The organism is Caulobacter sp. BP25 (genome assembly GCF_002737755.1).
In the GTDB taxonomy this organism is placed as follows: Bacteria; Pseudomonadota; Alphaproteobacteria; order Caulobacterales; family Caulobacteraceae; genus Caulobacter.
Map to the genome: position 1 here is coordinate 25,144 of NZ_PEGH01000006.1, position 18,708 is coordinate 43,851.

Below are 18,708 nucleotides of genomic sequence, written 5' to 3' on the forward strand. Positions count from 1 at the left end.
ATGTGGGAGGGGAGGAGAGCGCTTTGGCTCTGCTCTGGCGGAACGCTCAGCGCTCCGCCAGGAACGAGCGCCCCTTCCGGCCCGACGAGCGTGTCGGGGCGGAAGGGGCGTTTAGGTCAGTAGACGAAACGGACGCCGGCGAAGATCGAGCGGCCGACAGCGGCGTAGCGCGTGACGACCGGGTCGTTCTCGTAGGCCCAGCGGTTCTCGGTCTGGTCGGTCAGGTTCAGGGCTTCCAGCGTGAAGGTGATGTTCTTGCTCAGCTTGTAGGTGGCCGAGCCATCGAGGTTGAAGGTCTTGCTGCTGCCCAGGAAGTCATTGACCAGCGGCGAGTCGCAGAAGCCCGGCTCGCAGGTGCCTGCGGCGATCGGATAGGTCGTGCGATAGCCCTTGCGATAGGACGACGACAGGCGAGCCGAGAACTTGTCGACCTCGTAGTAGATCGTGAAGTTCGCCGCGTTCGGCGACGCGCCCGTGAACGGACCCTTTGCCGTGACCGCCGCCGCGCCCGTCCGCGAGTTGGCCGGAGTCACGATGTAGTTCAACTCCGATTCCAAGTGCGTGGCGTTGAACTGCACGCCCAGGTTCTTGAAGTACCAGGGCAGGAACGTCAGGTTCTGCTGGTAGTTGAACTCGATCCCGCGGATGTAGCCGCCCGGCGCATTGCCGAACTGACGGATATCGAAGGTGTTATCGGCGTCGATATAGGCGATCGAGTTGACGTTGGTCTGGGCGGCGCGAAGCGCGGCGATCGCGTCGGCGTCCATGATCGAGCTGAGCGGCCCGTTGTTGATCAGGGTCTGCGGGAAGTTTTTGATGTCCTTGTCGAAGACCGCGATCGAAATCAGAGCCCCCGAGGTGAAGTACCACTCGAAGCTCAGATCGTAGTTGGTGGCCCGGAACGGGTCCAGCTTCGGATTGCCGACGGTCAAGGAGCCGCCGACGGTCGCGCCAGCCGTGCTCGGAACGCTGATGGCGGTGACGCTCGGGGCCAGGTTGCCCAGCAACGGACGCGCCATCACCTTGGCCGCGCCAAAGCGGAGGAACATGTTGTCCGCCACCTCGTAGACGGCGTTCAAGGACGGCAGAACGTCCTTGTAGTTGTTCTCGCCCGAGATCGGGCGCGAGCTGTTGGTCAGACCGTCCGACTGGACATCGGTGATGGCGTAGCGCGTGCCGATGTTGCCCCGCAGTTCACGCCCGAACAGCTCGGTGTTGTAGTCGAACTGGACGTAGGCGCCGGTGTCCTTTTCATCGACGGAGTAGCGGTTGGCGGCGCTGGCCAGATACGACAGACGCCAGTCGCCCCACTTGTTGATGCAGTTACAGTCGAAGTTGAACAGCGACACCATCTTGTTCAGGTCGGGAACCAGGAACGCGGTGGTGGCGCCGTCCGGAACGCTCAGGCCGGTGCCCCAATTGATGACCTTGCTCACGGCGGCCACGTTCGTGCCGGCTTCCTTGAGGCTGGGGTTCAGGGTTTCACCGGTGAGGCGGCGGTACTCGGAGGTTGAGAAGCCGTACTTGCGCTGGCTGAAGCCGAACTTCACGTCCAGGCTGTCGTCGACCGAGTACTTGAAGTCGAAGCGCAGGGTCTCGTAGTCGTTGTTGGTCAGACGCTGGAAGTGGCGCAGCGCCGAATAGCCCTTCACGAAGTCCCAGGCGGAGGCCTGGGTCGCGTCGAAGCCCAGGTTCAGCAGGGGCATGTCACCGCCGCCGCGAGCATCGTAGGTCAGATAGTCATTGCCCGTGACGCCCTGGCCCGAGTCCAGGCGGATGAAGTCGGCGAGCAGGCCCTGGGTTTTGTTCTTCGACGAGGACTTGCCGTAGACGGCCGTCATCGAGAAGTTGTCGTTGAACTCGTGGTCCAGCTTCAACGAGGCCTGGCGGAAATAGGTCGTGAAGTACGCGGCGTCGGCGGCCGAACGCAGGTCCACATTGCCAAGCTTCAGATAGTCGGCGTTGGCGCCGCTTGAGGACAGGGCCGCGTCGATCAGGCGGACAGAGGGGCGGCCGATGAATTGGTCGACCATCGACGCCCCGTAGGGGCTGGCCACGTAACCCACCGAGTTCGGGTTGTTGTAGTAGTCGTACGGGTCGAGGTTATTGGGGTTGTAGCTGTTGGTCATCCCCGACACGAGCGCGCCGCCGTTCAGCGCCTGACCGCAGTCGATGGCGTCGCGCACTTCGGTCGCCGTCTGCGCCGTACAAGAGGCGTAGAGCCCGCGCTTGGTCGCCGTCGCCGTGCCGCTGTTCAGGGCGTACAGATTGGCGTTGGTGTTGTTGCGGTTGAGGCCGACGGTCTGGACCTGATAGTTGACCGAATCCTGCTGCAGCTCGGAGTAGACCCAGTCCATCGACACGGTCGTTCGATTGGTCGGGCGCCACTGGACGGCGCCGGTGAGACCGATGCGCTCTTGCGTCAGGTCCTGCTGGTTCAGAGTGGCCAGGGCGGGGATGCGGGTCAGCGCGCCCGGAGCCGTGACTGTACCCGTGTTGGTCAGGCTGGTGGCGTTGGTGGTCGCGCTGCTCGGGTTGTTGACCAGGTTGTAGGCCGTCGTGTTCGAGCCGGTCAGCATCGAACAGATCGCCGAATTGGTGATGTTGATCCCCGGGATCACCCCGCTATTGCAGGCGGTGCCGGTCGGCGTCGCGAAACCCTGGCGACGCGGCGAGGTGGCCGTGGAGTTGCTGGCCAGGAAGGTAGACTGCCGATAGGTGTAGTCGAACGAACCAGCCTGGCGCTGGTAGCTGTCGATGATCTGGTTGCGCTTGTTGTAGGCCAGCGAGAACAGGGCGCCGAAATCGCCCCACTTGGTCTCCCAACGGTCCGAGACCAGGGCGGCGACGCGCGGCGAATGGGTGCCGCCGTTCTCGTAGTAGGCGTCCGACAAGGACAGGGCCAGGCGGCGACCGCTGAAGTTCAGCGGCTTGCCGGTTTCCAGATCCACTGTGGCGCCCAGAGAGCCTTCGTCGGTTTCGGCCGAGGCGGTCTTTTGGACCTTCAGAGCGCTGAACAGCTCCGAGGCGAAGGTGTTGAAGTCAAAGCCCCGCGAGCGGTTGGCCGCGTCGCCGGCGATCGACGGACCCGCCGTCGACAGGGCTTCCAGGCCGTTCAGGCGCACGCGGGTGAAGTCCGAGCCCAGGCCGCGAACGGTGATGGTGCGGCCTTCGCCGTTTTCACGGTCGACCGACACGCCGGGCAGGCGCTGCAGCGACTCCGCGAGGTTGGCGTCTGGGAAGTCGGCGATGTCCTCGGCGTTGATCGCGTCGATCATCGTGTTCGAGTTGCGCTTGAGGTTCAGCGCGCTCTGCAAGGCGGCGCGGTAGCCGGTGACGACGATGGCCTCGACTTCTTCAGGCTCGGACGCCGCCGGGGGCGTTGCGGCCTGCTGCGCCACGGCGGCGCTAGGCGTGAGGGCGAGCGCGGCGGCGACGCTAAGAGCGCCCAGCGACGCCTGGGTCAGCAGCGCGCGGACGCGAGTTTGCTTGGCATGATCTTGCACGGTTTCCTCCCAAAGGCTTGGCAGGGTTCCGGCTCTCATTGGAGCTTGGCCGGTCCCTATTCGCGGATAGGGGTAATGGACACCGGTGTCATTCGCAAGAGAAACCGGTATCAATTGCAACGAGTGGCAAGCCATTGAGACCTCGGCGCCACATTGATGGCGCGGGGCGCCGCAAGATCGTCTCGGTTAGGGGCTGTGAGGGGGGCAGCAGCCGGCGCCCGCCCGACGTCAAAGCGCCAGGCGGCCTTTCCGGTTTGAAGGCGTTCGGCGCTTGAGGGCCTGGCGCCGGCGGGCTCTTCAGGTCAGGCGTCGCGCCAGGCGTCGAGGTCCTTGAGCGCGCGCAGGCTCATCAGCCGCTTCTTGGCGCGGCCGCGTTCCTTCAGCGGGATCTTCTTGCCGTCCTCATCGACCTTGGGTGCTTCCAAGGGCGGGAGCAGGCCGTAGTTGATGTTCATCGGCTGGAAGCTGCCGGGGCCATTGCCTGCCTCCAGGTGACCGCCGGTGATGTGCTCGACGAGCGCGCCCAGGGCGGTGGTCGGCGGCGGGGCGTCGATCGGCGCGCCCCTGCGGTCGGCGGCGGCGAAGCGGCCGGTCAAGAGGCCCATGGCCGCGCTCTCGACATAGCCCTCAACGCCCGTGACCTGGCCCGCGAAGCGCAGGCGCGGCATGGCCTTCATCCGCAGCGACTTGTCCAGAAGCTTGGGCGAGTTGATGAAGGTGTTGCGGTGCAGGCCGCCCAGGCGCGCGAACTGGGCGTTCTCCAGGCCCGGGATCATGCGGAAAGTCTCGGCCTGGACGCCGTGCTTCAGCTTGGTCTGGAAGCCGACCATGTTCCACAGCGTGCCGAGAGCGTTGTCCTGACGCAGCTGCACGATGGCGTAGGCCTTGACCAGAGGATCGCGCGGGTTGGTCAGGCCGACGGGCTTCATCGGACCATGGCGCAGGGTCTCGCGGCCGCGCTCGGCCATCACCTCGATCGGCAGGCAGCCGTCGAAATAGGGGACGTTCTCCCACTCCTTGAACTCGGACTTGGGGCCGGCCAGCAGGGCGTCGATGAAGGCCTCGTATTGGTCCTTGTTCATCGGGCAGTTGATGTAGGCGGCCGCGTCGCCGCCCGGGCCTTCCTTGTCGTAGCGCGACTGGCGCCAGGCCTTGTCCATGTCGATCGAGTCGAAGTGGATGATCGGCGCGATGGCGTCGAAGAAGCTGAGCTGGCCTTCGCCGGTCAGGTCCAGGATCGCCTGGGCCAGGGCGGGCGAGGTTAGGGGGCCCGTGGCGACAATCACATTGTCCCATTCCACAGGCGGCAGACCGGCGATCTCCTCGCGGACGATCGTCACCAGCGGATGCTGCGACAGGCGCTTGGTGACCTCACCTGAGAAGCCGTCGCGATCGACGGCCAGGGCGCCGCCGGCTGGCACCTGGTGCTGGTCGGCGCAGGCCATGATCAGGCTGCCTAGCTTGCGCATTTCGGCGTGCAGCAGGCCCACAGCGTTGAACTGCCAATCGTCCGAGCGGAAAGAGTTGGAACACACCATCTCGGCCAGGCCGTCGGTCTGGTGCGCATCGGTGATGACTTTGCCGCTGGCGTCGTCTTTGCGCATCTCGTGCAGGATCACCGGCACGCCGCTTTGGGCGATCTGCCAGGCGGCTTCTGAGCCGGCCAGGCCTCCGCCGATGACGTGGATGGGCTGATAGGTCGCATTCGTGGTCATGCCGCGCCCTATACCCCCGGCTGTCGCTCGGCGAAACCTCGTGTAGGCTCTGGTTTGGCGATGCGCGATCCGCGTGTCGGGGAACCCTGGGGAGGGGCTATGGCGAGATTTGTGGTGGGCGAGGCGGCGACGTCGGGCTTTGGCGTCGTCGTACGGCATCCCCTGGCGGTCGTCGGATGGGCTCTGGCCTTTGTCATTGGCCTGATAATCCCGGCGCTGGTCGGGCTGTTCTGGCTGGGTCCCCAGTTTGCGCGCCTGATCCAACTGGCCCTGACCCAGACGGCCGGCGCGACGGATCCGGGCATGTTCGATGACTTCATGCAGGCGCAGTCCAGCGTGACCACCCTGAACTTGCTGTACTGGCTATGGTCCTCCTTCGTGCGCGCGGTTCTCTGCGCGGCGGTGTTTCGCGCCGTGCTGATGCCCGAGGCTTCGGCCTGGGCCTTTCTGCGGATCGGCGGGCGCGAGCTTTGGCTGACCTTGCTGTTCGTCGTCGAGCAGGTGCTGGCGATGATCGTCGTTTTTATCATTGGTCTGCTGATCATCATCCTGACGGCCATCGTCGCGGTCGGCGCCGGGGATCAGGGGCAGACGGCGGCGATCGCCGTGGCGGCTTCGACCTCGGCTATCGCGGCGGGCGTGCTGATCTGGGTGGCGTTGCGCCTGTCCCTGGCCGCGCCGATGACCTTCGCCGACGCCCAGTTCCGTCTGTTCGAGTCCTGGACCCTGACGCGGGGCCAGGGCTGGCGCCTGCTGGGCATGGCGGCTCTGGTCGTGATCTTCATCCTGCTGATGGAGATCCTGGTTCTGGCGGCGGCGTTCGGCGCCATCGTGGCGGCCGGAGGCTCGCTGGAGGCGATCCAGGGATCTGGCGCTCTGGAGGCCTTCATCACCCGGCCGCCGATCGCGATTCTGCGCGACCTCTGGCCCTGGCTGCTGGGATTGGGCGCGCTGTCGGCCGTGTTCAGCGCGGTGCTGCAGACGGTGTTCTGGGCGCCATGGGCCGCAGCCTACAAGGCCTTGACCGCTGAGGCCTAGCAGCGCATCGCCTGGGACTTGGATTGTCCAGAGCGCGGCGACTCGCGAGTGCGGAACCGAAGGAGAAGATTGATCGGATGGCGGACCGTTCGGCCAGGGTGGAAGGCGTGCTGATGGCTGGGTTTTCCGGCCTGCGCACCTCACTGGCGGCCTGCTGGGCGGCCCTGTTGGCGGCTGCGGCGCTGACGGTCGCGGCGGACTTCCTGCCGGCTGTCGCGGGGCTGCTGGCGGGACTGATCGCGGTGGTTGTCGCGCAAGGGGCTCTGTTTCGCCATGCCTTCGGCCGGAACTCCGGCTTCAAGGGTCTGTGGTGGGGACGCGACGAGTGGCGGCTGCTGGGCGCGCATCTGATGATGCTGGGCCTGTTCCTGCTGATCGGCTCGATCCTGCTGGTGGTGGTCGCCGCCATCGCGCTGGGCGTCGCCCGCGTCAGCGCTCCGCAACTGGACGCCGGCACGGTGGAGGCCTGGCGCGAGGCGTTCGCCAGCGCCGGTCCGGCGGGCTGGGTCGCGGGACTCGCGCCGCTGGCGGCCCTGGCGATCCTGGTCTGGCTGGGCCTGCGCCTGTCATTCGCCGCGCCTGCCACGGTCGCCGAGTCCGGCGTGCGGGTGCTGAGCGCCTTTCCGCTGACCAAGGGCAAGGTCCCCATGCTCTTTGTCGCCGCCGGGGCGTTCGCCGCGCCGGTCGTCGTGGCCGCCATGCTCGGCGTTTCGCCGTCCTCGCGGCTGGGAGCGGCGGTGCTGGCGGGTCTCACCTATCTATTCCTCGCGCCGGCCTGGTCTGGCGCGCTGGCTCATCTCTACCGCCAAAGCGCGGTCACGCAGGACGCCTAGATGTCTGTTCGCCCCACCGACGCGGCTCTCGAGGGTCTTCGCACCATGCGGCGCAAGCCGCTGACGGTGCTGGCCTGGGCGGCGTTCTCGCTGGTCATGCTGCCGATCCTGGGCTTGATCGCCAAGATCGTGCTGGGCGAGGAAGGCCGCGCGGCCCTGGCGGGCCGGGTGGGCTCGGCCGATCCGCGCGAGCTGCTGGACCTGGTCACTCATCTGGGCGGCACCATGTTGCTGCTGGTGGCCCTGGCCCTGGTGCTGGGCGCGGTGCTGCAGGCGGCGATCATCCGTTCGGTGATCCAGCCCGATAACGACCGCCTGGCCTATCTGCGGCTGGGCCGGGAAGAGGTGCAGCTGCTGATCGTCTCGCTGATCACCTGGGCGGCCGCCCTGGGCGTGACCGTGATCCCCTCGGGTGCGGTGGTTCTGGGCGCGGCCTTGCTGTCGGGCGCAGCGGCCGGCTGGTTCGCCACCCTGGGCGCGCTCGCGGTGATCGGCCTGTCCATGTGGGTCGCCGTGCGTCTCTCGCTGCTGGGCCCGCACGCCTTCTCGCACCACCACATCGACGTCCGCGCCGCCTGGATCCAGACCCACGGTCAGTTCTTCCGGCTGCTGGCGATGTTCGCCATGACCATCGTGCTGAGCGCCATCGTCTCGATCATCGGCACGATCGTCTCGGGCGTGCTCGGCAACCTGATGAGCGGCGGCATCGACCCCATCGACGGCGGGGTGGTCTCAGGCCATCCAGGCCTGATCCTGACCCTGCTGGCCAACATGCTCTTGGCGCCGATCTTCCTGACCCTGCAGACCGTGATCCTGGCCTCGGCGCCCGCCAAGGCCTTCGCCCATCTGAACCAGGACGAGATCGACGCGGGTCTGCACGACTAATCGGTCGAAAAGTCGCAAGCGGACTCTGTCGAAGCGCCGCGAACCTTGTTAGGGCTAGGGCCTGTCCGCAAAGCAAGAGTAAGACATGTCCAGGTTCTCGGCTTCCGACGCCGCCTTCTCCGGTTTTCGACTGGTGCGGGAGAACTTGAAGACCATCGCCATCTGGGCGGCGGTCATGACCGTGCTGTCGATCATCTCCAACGTGCTGGCGATCCAGTTCTTCGGGCCCAAGCTTGAGGCCCTGATGTCCTACGTCTCCGACAACAGCAATCCCGATCCGGAGGAGTTCTTCCGCCGCGCCGCCGACCTGACGCCGCTGATGCTGTGGTCGCTGCCCTACAGCCTGATCGTCAACGGCGTGATCTTCGCGGCGCTCAATCGCCTGGTGCTGCGGCCGCAGGACAGCGGCTTGGCCTATCTGCGCCTGGGCAAGCAGGAGCTGCGTCAAGCGGCGGTCTGGGTGCTGACCAGCCTGATCCTGATGGGCGTGCTGTTCGTCGGCTCGCTGATCTCGGGGTTCCTGGGCGCCCTGGGCGGCCCCACCGGCGCTTTCCTGGCGCTGCTGGGCCTGGTCGGTTCGGTCTGTGCGATGATCTATCTGGCCGTGCGACTGTCCTTCGCACCCGCGGTCACCTTCGAGACCGACAAGGTGACGATCTTCAAGTCGCTGCCGGAGACCAAGGGCATCTTCTGGCGTCTGCTGGGCGCCTATCTGCTGGCGGCGGTGATGAGCATCATCGTCGTGCTGCTGATCTGGACCATCGTCTCGGCCGTTGGTCTCATCGCATCCGGAGATCTGGCGGCGACGGGCAAGATGCTGCGGGCCGACACCAGCTCCTTGCAGACCTATTTCACCCCGGCGGGCATCGTGCAGGCGCTGTTCTCGGGCCTGATCTCGATCCTGACCACGCTGATCGTGTTCGCCCCCGCGCCGACCATTTATCGCGAGCTGAAAGGCGGTTCGGCGGATCCGGCGCCCGGCGGCGGCTGGTAGTGGACGCGGCAGGCGCACAAAGCCAGCCTTCCTCGCCCTTGTGGCGAGGACCCATCGTTCCGGAACTTCGTTGCGGACGGAATGAGCGCGGCTAGGCCGCGTTCAACGATCGTACGCCATGCAGGCTGACGCCTGGGCCCTAGGCACAAGGCCTAGGGAGGCGGAGATTTTCCGGGACGCATAGCGAAGGGCCTAAGCCCTGGCCTTCTTCAACTCCGCCACCCGCGCCTTGCGGCGTTCCTCGTGGCGGTCCAGCAGTTCCTTCAGATAGCGGCCGGTCCAGCTGGCCTCGACCTTGGCCACGTCCTGGGGTGAGCCCACCGCGACGATCTCGCCGCCGCCGTCGCCGCCCTCGGGGCCGAAGTCGAGCAGCCAGTCGGCGGTCTTCACCACGTCGAGATTGTGCTCGATGACGACCACCGTGTTGCCCTGGTCGACCAGCTCGTGCAGCACCTCAAGCAGCTTCTTGGTGTCCTCGAAGTGCAGGCCGGTGGTCGGCTCGTCGAGGATATAGAGCGTCCGGCCGGTGGCCCGGCGCGACAGCTCCTTTGACAGCTTCACCCGCTGGGCCTCACCGCCCGACAGGGTCGTCGCCTGCTGGCCGACCTTGATGTAGCTGAGGCCCACGCGCTTGAGGGTCTCCATCTTGTCGCGGATCGGCGGCACCGCCTTGAAGAAGTCGGCGGCCTCCTCGACGGTCATGTCCAGGACGTCGGCGATCGTCTTGCCCTTGAACAGCACGTCCAGGGTTTCGCGGTTGTAGCGCTTGCCCTTGCAGATATCGCAGGTGACGTAGACGTCGGGCAGGAAGTGCATCTCGATCTTGATGACGCCGTCGCCCTGGCAGGCCTCGCAGCGGCCGCCCTTGACGTTGAAGCTGAAGCGCCCCGGGCCATAGCCGCGCGCCTTGCTTTCCGGCAGGCCCGCGAACCAGTCGCGGATCGGACCGAAGGCGCCGGTATAGGTCGCCGGGTTCGAGCGCGGGGTGCGGCCGATCGGCGACTGGTCGATGTCGATGACCTTGTCGAAGTTTTCCAGGCCTTCGATCCGTTCGTGCGGGGCGGGGGCGTCGCTGGCGTTGTTCAGGCGGCGCGCGGCGGCCTTGTACAGGGTCTCGATCGTGAAGGTCGACTTGCCGCCGCCCGACACGCCGGTGATGCAGGTGAAGGTCCCCACGGGGATTTCGGCCGTGACGCCCTTCAGGTTGTTGCCTGTGGCCCCGACGACCCGCAGCACCTTCTTCTTGCTGATCGGACGACGTTGCTCGGGCACCTCGATCTCACGCACGCCGGTCAGGTACTGGCCGGTGATGCTGTTGGGATTGGCCATGATCTGCTGGGGCGTGCCCTCGGCGACGATCTCGCCGCCATGGACGCCGGCGGCCGGGCCCATGTCGATCACGTAGTCGGCGGTCAGGATCGCCTCTTCGTCGTGCTCGACGACCAGGACCGAATTGCCCAGGTCCCGCAGGCCCTGCAGCGAGGTCAACAGGCGGGTGTTGTCGCGCTGGTGCAGGCCGATCGACGGCTCGTCCAGCACGTACAGAACCCCCGTCAGGCCCGAGCCGATCTGGCTGGCCAGGCGGATGCGCTGGCTCTCGCCGCCCGACAGCGTGCCCGAGCCGCGCGAAAGGTTCAGGTAGTCCAGGCCCACGTCGACCAGGAACCGCAGGCGATCGTTGATCTCCTTCAGGATCCGCCGGGCGATCTCCATCTGCTTGTCGGTCAGCTTGGTTTCGAGGGCGCTGAACCAGTCGCGGGCCGGCGGATGGCGAGGTTGGAGACCTCGGCGATGTCCTTGGCGTCGATCTTGACGGCCAGGGCCTCGGGCTTCAGGCGCTTGCCGTGGCAGGTTTCGCACGGGGTGTCGGACTGGTAGCGGCCCAGCTCTTCACGGACCCAGCTCGAGTCCGTTTCGCGCCAGCGCCGCTCAAGGTTCGGCAGCACGCCCTCGAAAGGCTTTTCGACCTCGTATTTGCGAGCGTTGTCGTCATAGACGAACTTGATCTTGGTCCCCTTGGACCCGTTCAGCACCACGTCGCGCGCGTCGGCCGGCAGCTTGTGCCACGGCTCGTCCATCGAGAACCCGTAGTGGCGCGCCAGGGCCTGCAGGGTCTGGGTGTAGAGTGGCGAGGGCCCCTTGGCCCAAGGCGCGACCGCGCCCTTGTGCAGGCTCTTGTCCTTGTCGGGGATCACCAGATCCGCGTCGAAGGCCAGCTTTGCGCCCAGGCCGTCGCAGACCGGGCAGGCGCCCGCCGGATTGTTGAACGAGAACAGGCGCGGCTCGATCTCGGCGATCGTGAAGCCGCTGACCGGGCAGGCGAAGCGTTCCGAGAACAGGATCCTTCGGGGCTCCTTCTCGCCGTCCTCGATATTGGCGAATTCGGCCACGGCCAGACCGTCGGCCAGGCGCAGGGCCTGCTCGATGGAGTCGGCCAGGCGCTGCTCCATGTCGGGCTTGGTCACCACGCGGTCCACGACCACGTCGATGTCGTGCTTGAACTTCTTGTCGAGCGCCGGGGCGTCCTCGATCGGATAGAACTCGCCGTCGATCTTTAGCCGCTGGAAGCCGGCCTTCTGCCACTCGGCGATCTCTTTCTTGTACTCGCCCTTGCGGTCGCGAACGACGGGGGCCAGCAGGTAGAGGCGCGTGCCTTCGGGCAGGGCGGTGATCTTGTCGACCATCTGGCTGATGGTCTGGCTCTCGATCGGCAGGCCGGTGGCGGGCGAGTAGGGGACCCCGACCCGCGCCCACAAAAGGCGCATGTAGTCGTGGATCTCGGTCACCGTGCCGACGGTCGAGCGCGGGTTCCTGGACGTCGTCTTCTGCTCGATCGAGATCGCCGGCGACAGGCCCTCGATCAGGTCGACATCCGGCTTGCTCATCAGCTCCAGGAACTGACGCGCATAGGCCGACAGGCTCTCCACGTAACGGCGCTGGCCCTCGGCGTAGATCGTGTCGAAGGCGAGCGACGACTTGCCCGAGCCCGACAGGCCGGTCAGCACGACCAGCTCGCCACGGGGGATGTCGACGCTGACGTCCTTGAGATTGTGCTCACGGGCGCCGCGAACGCGGATGAAGTTCAGTTGCTCGGCCATGTTTTCCGGAACGTTGGGCCGCCCGATTGGTGGCGGCGCAGCGGCTATATGTAGGGCTCGGACCGCGAATTAACACAAGAACAAGATGCGAACAAATCTCCCGCGCGCGAGGCGAAGCTTCTGCTGACAGCGGATGTCAGCATGGTGGCCACTGGGCGCCCATTTTCGAGACCCGGCATGGTGCGGCGAAGAGAGGGCTAGGTCGCGCCTAGCCGTTTGCATTTCCTAAACCTTGTTTGGAAGCGGGTTCTTCAAGGACCGGTGCTTTACGGCTCCATCTTGGGTCGAGTTGAGGCCCGCCGGAGAGGGACTGGAGCCATGGCCAAGAAAGAGGCCGCGAGCGCCAATCAGGGGGCTAGCTACCACGCGTTCAACGCCCTCCGCCCGCCCAAGCCGCGCTCGGTGGTCATCGATGGACTGGTGTTCATCAGCGGCGTCGGGGCGCTCGTTTGGGTCCTGTGCAGCATGGCGCCGAACTAGAGGCTCTCTTGAGGCCGGGGCGGCCGCGACACCAGGTCGCGGGCAGGTGGCGGGGTGTCGTCAGGCCGCGACGCCGGAACCGCTGACACGGTTTACCACTCATATTTTCCCAATAGAATCATTGATCTAAGCGTTCTCCGCTCGCCGGTCGGCGGCAGGTGAGCCGCCTCCGAGGAGAACGGCGTTAGCCCATCCCGGGGGCGTTCGCTTTTGCTCAACCGTCTTTCGAAGCCCCCTGTTCAGCGTGATTTCTGAAAACGTTTGCGATCGGGCCTGGGGCTCGAGGCAGCCGGAACCCATCGTCATGTCGCAGGACTCCTCCAAGCAGGACGCCAAGCGCGAGGCCTTCAGAGCCCTGAACACCAGCAAGCCGCGCTCGGTGGTCATCGACGGCCTGGTGTTCATCGGCGGCGTCGGGTCCCTGCTCTGGGTCCTGCGCAACATGGCGCCTTAGGCAGGCGCCGGCTTCGCTTGTCTAACGCCGGTCGCGGACGTACTAACCTCGCTTCCCATCCGATGGAGGCTCCCATGATCAGCAAGACGGAAGACCGCTTCGTCCTTTCCGTTTCCCTGACCTTGGGGTCGCATGTCCTTCGTCACTCTGGATTCTGTTTCCGCCGCCACGCCTGACGGCCGGCTTCTCTTCGAAAACCTGGACCTGTCCATCGGGGCCGAGCGCATCGGTCTGGTGGGGCGCAACGGCGCGGGCAAGTCGACCTTGCTGGCGTTGATCGCGGGTGTGCGACCGCCGCACGCCGGCGTCGTATCGCGCTCGGGCCCCATCGCGATGCTGGACCAGACGCCGGACCTTGCGCCGGGCGCGCGGCTTGTCGACCTGCTGGACGTCGGCGAGGCCTGGGACCGGCTGGGGCGCATCGAGCGCGGCGAAGGCGACGAGACCGATCTCTCCGAGGCGGACTGGGACCTGCCCGGCCGACTGGAGCAGGCCTTGGCCGAGGTCGGCCTGCACAACCTGGAGCCGGAGCGCCCGGCGACGGCGCTTTCGGGCGGGCAGACGACCCGCGCCGGTCTCGCGCGCCTGATGATCGCGCGGCCGGACGTGCTGCTGGTGGACGAGCCGACCAACAATCTCGACGCCGAGGCGCGCGAGCTCGTGGTCCGGCTGCTGGCGCGCTGGCGTGGCGGGGCGTTGGTGGTCAGCCACGACAGGTCCCTGCTGCGTGGCATGGACCGGATCGTCGACCTCTCGTCCCTGGGGGCGCGGTCCTATGGCGGCGGTTACGACCTCTATGCCGAGCGCAAGGCGATCGAGGCCGACGCCGCTCAGCGCGATCTGGACCACGCCGCGCGCGAGGTTCGCCGCGTGGCCCGCGAGGCTCAGGTCGCGCGCGAGCGCAAGGATCGCCGCGACGCCGCCGGCCGCCGCTTCGCTGCGCGCGGCGGAACCCCGAGAATCCTACTGGGCATGATGGCCGAGCGCGCGGAGACTAGCGGGGCCAAGGCGGGCAAGCTGGCGGGTAAGCTGGCCGCTCAGGCCGAGGGCGCCCAGGCCGCCGCCGAGGCGCGCGTGGAGCGGGCCCGTGTGATGGGTCTCGACCTGCCGTCCAGCGGTCTGCCGGAGGGACGCACGGTCTTGGCGTTCGAGGCGGTCGGCTTGGCCTGGCCGGGCGGTCCTCCCGTGTTCGACAATCTGTCGTTCCTGATCACCGGGCCTGAGCGGCTGGCGGTTGCAGGGGCGAATGGCGCTGGCAAGACGACCTTGATCCGCCTGACGACCGGAGCGTTGACGCCAACGGCGGGTAAGATTCGCCTCGAGGTTCCTTTCGCCTTGCTTGACCAGCGCGCGGCCTTGCTCGACGACAGGCAGACGATCCTCGAGAATTTCCGCCGCCTAAACCCTGGGGCCAGTGTCAATGACGCCTATGCGGCCCTGGCGCGCTTTCTGTTCCGCAACGCCGCCGCCCTGCAGGTGGCTGGAACGCTCAGCGGAGGAGAACGCCTACGCGCCGCCCTGGCCTGCGTGCTGTGCGCGGCCACGCCGCCGCAAATGCTGATCCTGGACGAGCCGACCAACCACCTGGATCTCGACTCCGTCCGCGCGGTCGAGGCGGCGCTGGCCGGCTATGACGGGGCGCTGCTGGTGGTTAGCCACGACGAGGATTTCCTGGCGGCGATCGGCGTCGAGCGAAGGATCACGTTGAAAAGGTCGTGACGCGCCGCCTGGATTTCGCCGCCTCCATGCGACCGCGACGATTGGACATGATCCGATGGCGCGCCCGCGACGAAGACGAAAAGCCTTAAGCCGCCTATAGAGCCCGGATGACCGTCGAGGCCTTCATCCGGGCGAACCTCCCCATCGAGCCCGTCCCGGGCGTTCCGGAGATTTGCCTGCATCGGGCGGGGCCGCGCAGCGGGCTGATGCGTCTGGCGGACGCCGATCCGGACTTCGGCTCGCCCTACTGGGCGCGCTGCTGGGGCGGGGGCCTGGCGCTGGCGCGGCATGTGCTGGATCGTCCGGAGAGCGTTGCTGGCCGGCGCGTGCTCGATCTCGGCGCGGGCTCGGGCCTCGTGGCGATCGCGGCGATGAAGGCGGGGGCGGCGCGCGGCGTGGCCGTCGATGTCGACCCCTCTGCCGTCGCCGCCACGCGCCTCAATGCCGAGGTCAATGCGGTGATCGTGGAGGCTCGACTGGGGGACCTGACCCAAGGCGCGCCGCCCACCGATATCGACCTGATGCTGGTGGGGGATCTCTTCTACGACGTCGCGCTGGCTCAGCAGGTCTTGCCGTTCCTAGAGCGCTGCGTGGCGGCCGGCGTCGCGGTTTTGATCGGCGATCCGTGGCGGGCGCATCTGCCGGGCGAGCAGCTGAGTGTCGTCGCCACATACCCGGTCGCCGATTTCGGCGATCCCGGCGGCGTGCTGCGCGACGCCGCCGTGTTTTCGCTTCTGGCCTAGGCCCTACGGTTCAGGGTGATCGCCGCGCCCAGGGCCGGGCGGTCGTTGACCATGCCGCCGGCGCCATAGGTGGTGGCCGGCGCGCTGCGTTGGTTGGCGATCTCTTCGGCCACCGCGCGAACCAGGCCCTCGGTCACGGTGCGGGCGGCGTCGACCGCGCGGGCCTGGCGAGCGAGGACCGCGTCGAAGGCCTCGGTCGCGCGCTTGAGGCGCTGGCGCAGCTCGAGCCCAGCCGCCTCGATCAGGGCGATATTGGCGCGCACCCGCATCGACTCGTGGCGATAGACGTTAGCCAGCTTGGCGGTCTCTTCGACATACTGGGCCGCCTCATGCGGGCGGCGGTTCTCGAAGGCCTGGGCTTCCTTGGCGATCAGGTCGGTCAGGCGTTCGGTCAGCAGGATCAGCTGATTGACGCGATCGTCGGCGTCGATGGCGGCGATGGCCATGGGGGTTACTCCTTAAGACCCTGCAGTTTCAGCATTTCGCGTTCGACGGTGGGGGCCAGGCCGATGCCGCCGGCCTTGGCCACTTGCTTGGCCATCGCTTCGGCCATCACCGACTTGAACATCTCCTCGCCCTGACCGCCGCCAAACGGTTCGGAGGTTTTCACGCCCTCGAACATCTGCTGCATCATCACCGACAGGAACGAGGCCTCGAAGTTCTGGGCCGTCTCTTTGATTTTGCCGCGCTTGGCGAGTTCGGCGGTCGAGGCGGCCGTCGCCTTGGCGGAGGCGGAGAGCGTGGCGACGTCGGGGGTGACGGAGGACAGGGAGAAGGCGCTCATCACATCACCTCGATGTCGGCTTGCAGGGCGCCGGCGGCCTTCACGGCCTGCAGGATCGAGATCATGTCGCGCGGCGTCACGCCCAAGGCGTTCAGGCCGCCGACCAGGCTCTTCAGCGAGGGCGAGCCGCCCAGGGTGATCAGCTTCTTGCCCTTTTCCTCTTCGACGCTGACCGCCGACTGAGGCACGACCGTGGTCTGGCCTTGGCTGAACGGGGCCGGCTGGCTGACCGCCGGAGTTTCCTGGACGGTGATCGTCAGGTTGCCCTGGGCGATCGCCACCTGGCTGATGCGGACGTCGTCGCCCATGACGATGACGCCGGCCACTTCGTCTATGACCACCTTGGCCGGGAAGTCGGGCTCGACCTCCAGGTTCTCGATGTTGGTCATGAAGGTGATCATGTCCATGCCGGGCGGGGCGCGGACGGCGACGATGGTGGGGTTCTGCGCCTGGGCGCAGCCCGGGAACTTCTTGTTGACGGCGTCGGCGATGCGGCGGGCGGTCGTGAAGTCCGGATTGCGCAGGGTCATGCGCAGGATGTCCATGTTGACCATCTGGAAGCCGGTTTCGCGCTCGATGATGCCACCCGAGGCGATACGGCCGGCGGTCGGCACGCCTTTGGTGACCGAGCTGCCCGAGGCGCCGCCCGCCGAGACCGAGCCGGTCTGCACCGTGCCTTGGGCGACCGCGTAGGTCTGGCCGTCCGCGCCTTGTAGGCTGGTGACCAGCAGGGTGCCGCCCAGCAGGCTCTTGGCGTCGCCGAGCGCCGAGACGGTCACGTCCAGCTTCGAGCCGGCGGCCGAGAAGGGCGGCAGGCTGGCGGTCACCATGACCGTGGCCGTGTTCTTGGTGTTCAGGGTCGCGTCGCGGACGTTGACGCCCTGGCGCTCCAGCATCGCTTCCAGGCTCTGCTTGGTCATCGGCGCGTTGCGCAGGGAGTCGCCCGTGCCGTTCAGGCCGACGACGACGCCGTAGCCGACAAGCTGGTTCTCGCGCACGCCCTCGAAGGCGACGATGTCCTTGATGCGCGACTTGGCGAAGGCCGGGCTCGCCACAAGGGCGGATGCGGCGACCAGAGCGGTCAGGCCTGAGCGAAGAACGGTGCGAAAAAATGAACGCGGCATGGCAGTCCCGTTGCGGGGAGGTGTCCCCGCGCCGCCCCATGCCAGAACCGGGCCAGTTTCAAGCTCTTGTGACTCAAGGGATTCTCGGCGCGGGGGCGGGCTGGGCGGCGCCTCGCGGCAGATTCTGCCCGGCATTAACCATACTTCAAGCGCGCAAACCGACTATGATTGTGCGACGAGACAAGTGACTCGCGTGTCTGAGCTTTTGGAGCTTGTCGGATGAAGGTTTCCAGCACGGGGGGCGTGGGAGCGACGGGGCCGTCGCGGGCCAAGTCCTCTGGCGGCGCTTCGAGCTTCTCCCTGCCATCGGTGAACGCCGCCAGCGGCGCGGCCAGCACAGCCTCGGTCGGCGGCCTGTCGGGCGTTGGCTCGGTCGATGCGCTGCTGGCCCTGCAGGCTGCCGGCGCGCTCGGCGATCCCCTTGAACGCAAGAAGCGCGCGGTGCGCCGCGCCGACCACATCCTCGACATCCTGGGTGAGGTGCGGATCGCTCTGATCGACGGCGACATTCCGCAGGCGACCCTGGCCAATCTGCAGCGCGCGATCCGCGAGCAGCGGGACCAGACCGATGATCCGCGCCTTGAAGGCGTTCTCAACGAGATCGAGACCCGGGCCGCTGTCGAGCTTGCCAAGCTGCAAGTCAGGGGCGGCTGAGATGGAGAGGACCGGACGCGCGAATGATCACCGGTCCCGCGGCGCTTGGCGTTCTCGCGCGTTTTACACCTGTCCATGCCGCCGTTCCGGGCGATCCCATGAAGGTCTTTTCGCTCTTCATGCGAGGTTCATTGAACGCGGCTCACCTTTTGGTATAAGCACCCGGCCTTTGAGGGCTGAGTTCATTGGGGCGTGAGGCGTTAATGCAGACGGCCACTGTTCTAGTTGAGAAGTCCGATTACCGTCCTTCCGAGGACGAACCGTTCATGAATGACCGGCAGCTTGAGTATTTCAAGAACAAGCTGCTGGCCTGGAAGGAAGAGATCCTCCGCGAATCTCGCGAGACGGTGACTCATCTCCAGAAAGAGACCGAGAACCATGCCGATCTCGCCGATCGCGCATCCTCGGAAACTGACCGAGCCCTTGAGCTCCGCACCCGTGACCGCCAACGAAAGCTGATTTCCAAGATCGACCAGGCCCTGCGCCGAGTCGAAGACGGCTCGTACGGCTACTGCGAGGAGACGGGCGAGCCGATCGGCCTAGCCCGACTGGAAGCTCGTCCGACGGCGACCATGAGCGTGGAAGCCCAGGAGCGTCACGAGCGCCGCGAACGCGTCCACCGCGACGACTGAGCGTCCGCTTCGGCGACGATTGTGTTTCGAGCGGCCCCAGGGGGAAACC

16 protein-coding genes and 1 pseudogene are annotated in these 18,708 nt (G+C 66.6%); 11 read left to right on the plus strand and 6 right to left on the minus strand.

From position 1 onward, the window contains the following. Positions 1-116: 116 nt before the first annotated feature. The gene (locus CSW59_RS03405; RefSeq protein WP_236632148.1) at positions 117-3,506 is read right to left on the minus strand and encodes a TonB-dependent receptor; all 3,390 of its coding nucleotides are present in this window, start codon (positions 3,504-3,506) and stop codon (positions 117-119) included. Positions 3,507-3,808: 302 nt separating this feature from the next. After that, positions 3,809-5,221 (minus strand): methylenetetrahydrofolate--tRNA-(uracil(54)-C(5))-methyltransferase (FADH(2)-oxidizing) TrmFO, encoded by a 1,413-nt coding sequence (trmFO, locus tag CSW59_RS03410; RefSeq protein ID WP_099442710.1) that lies wholly within the window; start codon positions 5,219-5,221, stop codon positions 3,809-3,811. A gap of 99 nt (positions 5,222-5,320) precedes the next feature. Here trmFO and CSW59_RS03415 point away from each other — a divergent pair, with 99 nt between their 5' ends. The 4 genes from CSW59_RS03415 (at position 5,321) to CSW59_RS03430 (ending at position 8,971) form a co-directional block, all read left to right on the plus strand. Then, complete coding sequence (locus CSW59_RS03415) at positions 5,321-6,259, plus strand: hypothetical protein (RefSeq protein WP_099442711.1); 939 nt, start codon at positions 5,321-5,323, stop codon at positions 6,257-6,259. 77 nt (positions 6,260-6,336) lie between these two features. Then, entirely contained in the window at positions 6,337-7,092 is a 756-nt protein-coding gene (locus CSW59_RS03420; protein ID WP_099442712.1) for a hypothetical protein, read from the plus strand. Next, complete coding sequence (locus CSW59_RS03425) at positions 7,093-7,977, plus strand: hypothetical protein (protein WP_099442713.1); 885 nt, start codon at positions 7,093-7,095, stop codon at positions 7,975-7,977. Between the two features lie 85 nt (positions 7,978-8,062). Beyond that, complete coding sequence (locus CSW59_RS03430) at positions 8,063-8,971, plus strand: hypothetical protein (protein ID WP_099442714.1); 909 nt, start codon at positions 8,063-8,065, stop codon at positions 8,969-8,971. A gap of 192 nt (positions 8,972-9,163) precedes the next feature. Here the strand turns inward: CSW59_RS03430 and uvrA are convergent. Next, positions 9,164-12,069, minus strand: a pseudogene (gene uvrA, locus CSW59_RS03435) (excinuclease ABC subunit UvrA). A 318-nt stretch (positions 12,070-12,387) separates the two neighbouring features. Between uvrA and CSW59_RS20885 the strand changes: the two are divergent. The 5 genes from CSW59_RS20885 (at position 12,388) to CSW59_RS03455 (ending at position 15,465) form a co-directional block, all read left to right on the plus strand. Beyond that, on the plus strand, positions 12,388-12,549 hold the full coding sequence (locus CSW59_RS20885) for a hypothetical protein (protein WP_099442715.1): 162 nt from the start codon (positions 12,388-12,390) through the stop codon (positions 12,547-12,549). 304 nt (positions 12,550-12,853) lie between these two features. Continuing rightward, positions 12,854-13,003 carry a hypothetical protein gene (locus CSW59_RS20890; protein ID WP_099442716.1) on the plus strand — a complete coding sequence of 50 codons (150 nt, stop codon included), beginning with the start codon at positions 12,854-12,856 and terminating at the stop codon, positions 13,001-13,003. Positions 13,004-13,065: 62 nt separating this feature from the next. Continuing rightward, entirely contained in the window at positions 13,066-13,179 is a 114-nt protein-coding gene (locus tag CSW59_RS20515) for a hypothetical protein (protein WP_143754941.1), read from the plus strand. Then, positions 13,136-14,722 carry an ABC-F family ATP-binding cassette domain-containing protein gene (locus CSW59_RS03450; RefSeq protein ID WP_099442717.1) on the plus strand — a complete coding sequence of 529 codons (1,587 nt, stop codon included), beginning with the start codon at positions 13,136-13,138 and terminating at the stop codon, positions 14,720-14,722. The genes CSW59_RS20515 and CSW59_RS03450 overlap by 44 nt, the downstream gene beginning before the upstream one ends. Positions 14,723-14,829: 107 nt before the next feature. Continuing rightward, a complete protein-coding gene (locus CSW59_RS03455) occupies positions 14,830-15,465 on the plus strand; it encodes a methyltransferase (RefSeq protein ID WP_099442718.1) in 636 nt (211 codons plus the stop codon). Here CSW59_RS03455 and CSW59_RS03460 read toward each other — a convergent pair. From CSW59_RS03460 to CSW59_RS03470, 3 genes are read right to left on the minus strand one after another with little or no spacing between them, the layout of a single operon-like run. Then, positions 15,462-15,911 carry a flagellar basal body protein gene (locus CSW59_RS03460; RefSeq protein ID WP_099442719.1) on the minus strand — a complete coding sequence of 150 codons (450 nt, stop codon included), beginning with the start codon at positions 15,909-15,911 and terminating at the stop codon, positions 15,462-15,464. The two genes, CSW59_RS03455 and CSW59_RS03460, sit on opposite strands and share 4 nt — an antisense overlap. Positions 15,912-15,916: 5 nt before the next feature. Then, a complete protein-coding gene (locus CSW59_RS03465) occupies positions 15,917-16,249 on the minus strand; it encodes a rod-binding protein (RefSeq protein ID WP_099442720.1) in 333 nt (110 codons plus the stop codon). Beyond that, on the minus strand, positions 16,249-17,373 hold the full coding sequence (locus tag CSW59_RS03470) for a flagellar basal body P-ring protein FlgI (RefSeq protein ID WP_099442721.1): 1,125 nt from the start codon (positions 17,371-17,373) through the stop codon (positions 16,249-16,251). Before CSW59_RS03470 ends, CSW59_RS03465 begins: the two co-directional genes overlap by 1 nt. A gap of 219 nt (positions 17,374-17,592) precedes the next feature. Here CSW59_RS03470 and CSW59_RS03475 point away from each other — a divergent pair, with 219 nt between their 5' ends. Together CSW59_RS03475 and dksA are read left to right on the plus strand one after the other, a co-directional pair. Then, positions 17,593-18,027: a flagellar assembly protein FliX gene (locus CSW59_RS03475; RefSeq protein ID WP_099442722.1), complete on the plus strand. Its 435-nt coding sequence runs from the start codon at positions 17,593-17,595 to the stop codon at positions 18,025-18,027. Between the two features lie 203 nt (positions 18,028-18,230). Further along, complete coding sequence (dksA, locus tag CSW59_RS03480; RefSeq protein WP_013078283.1) at positions 18,231-18,659, plus strand: RNA polymerase-binding protein DksA; 429 nt, start codon at positions 18,231-18,233, stop codon at positions 18,657-18,659. Positions 18,660-18,708 lie beyond the last annotated feature (49 nt).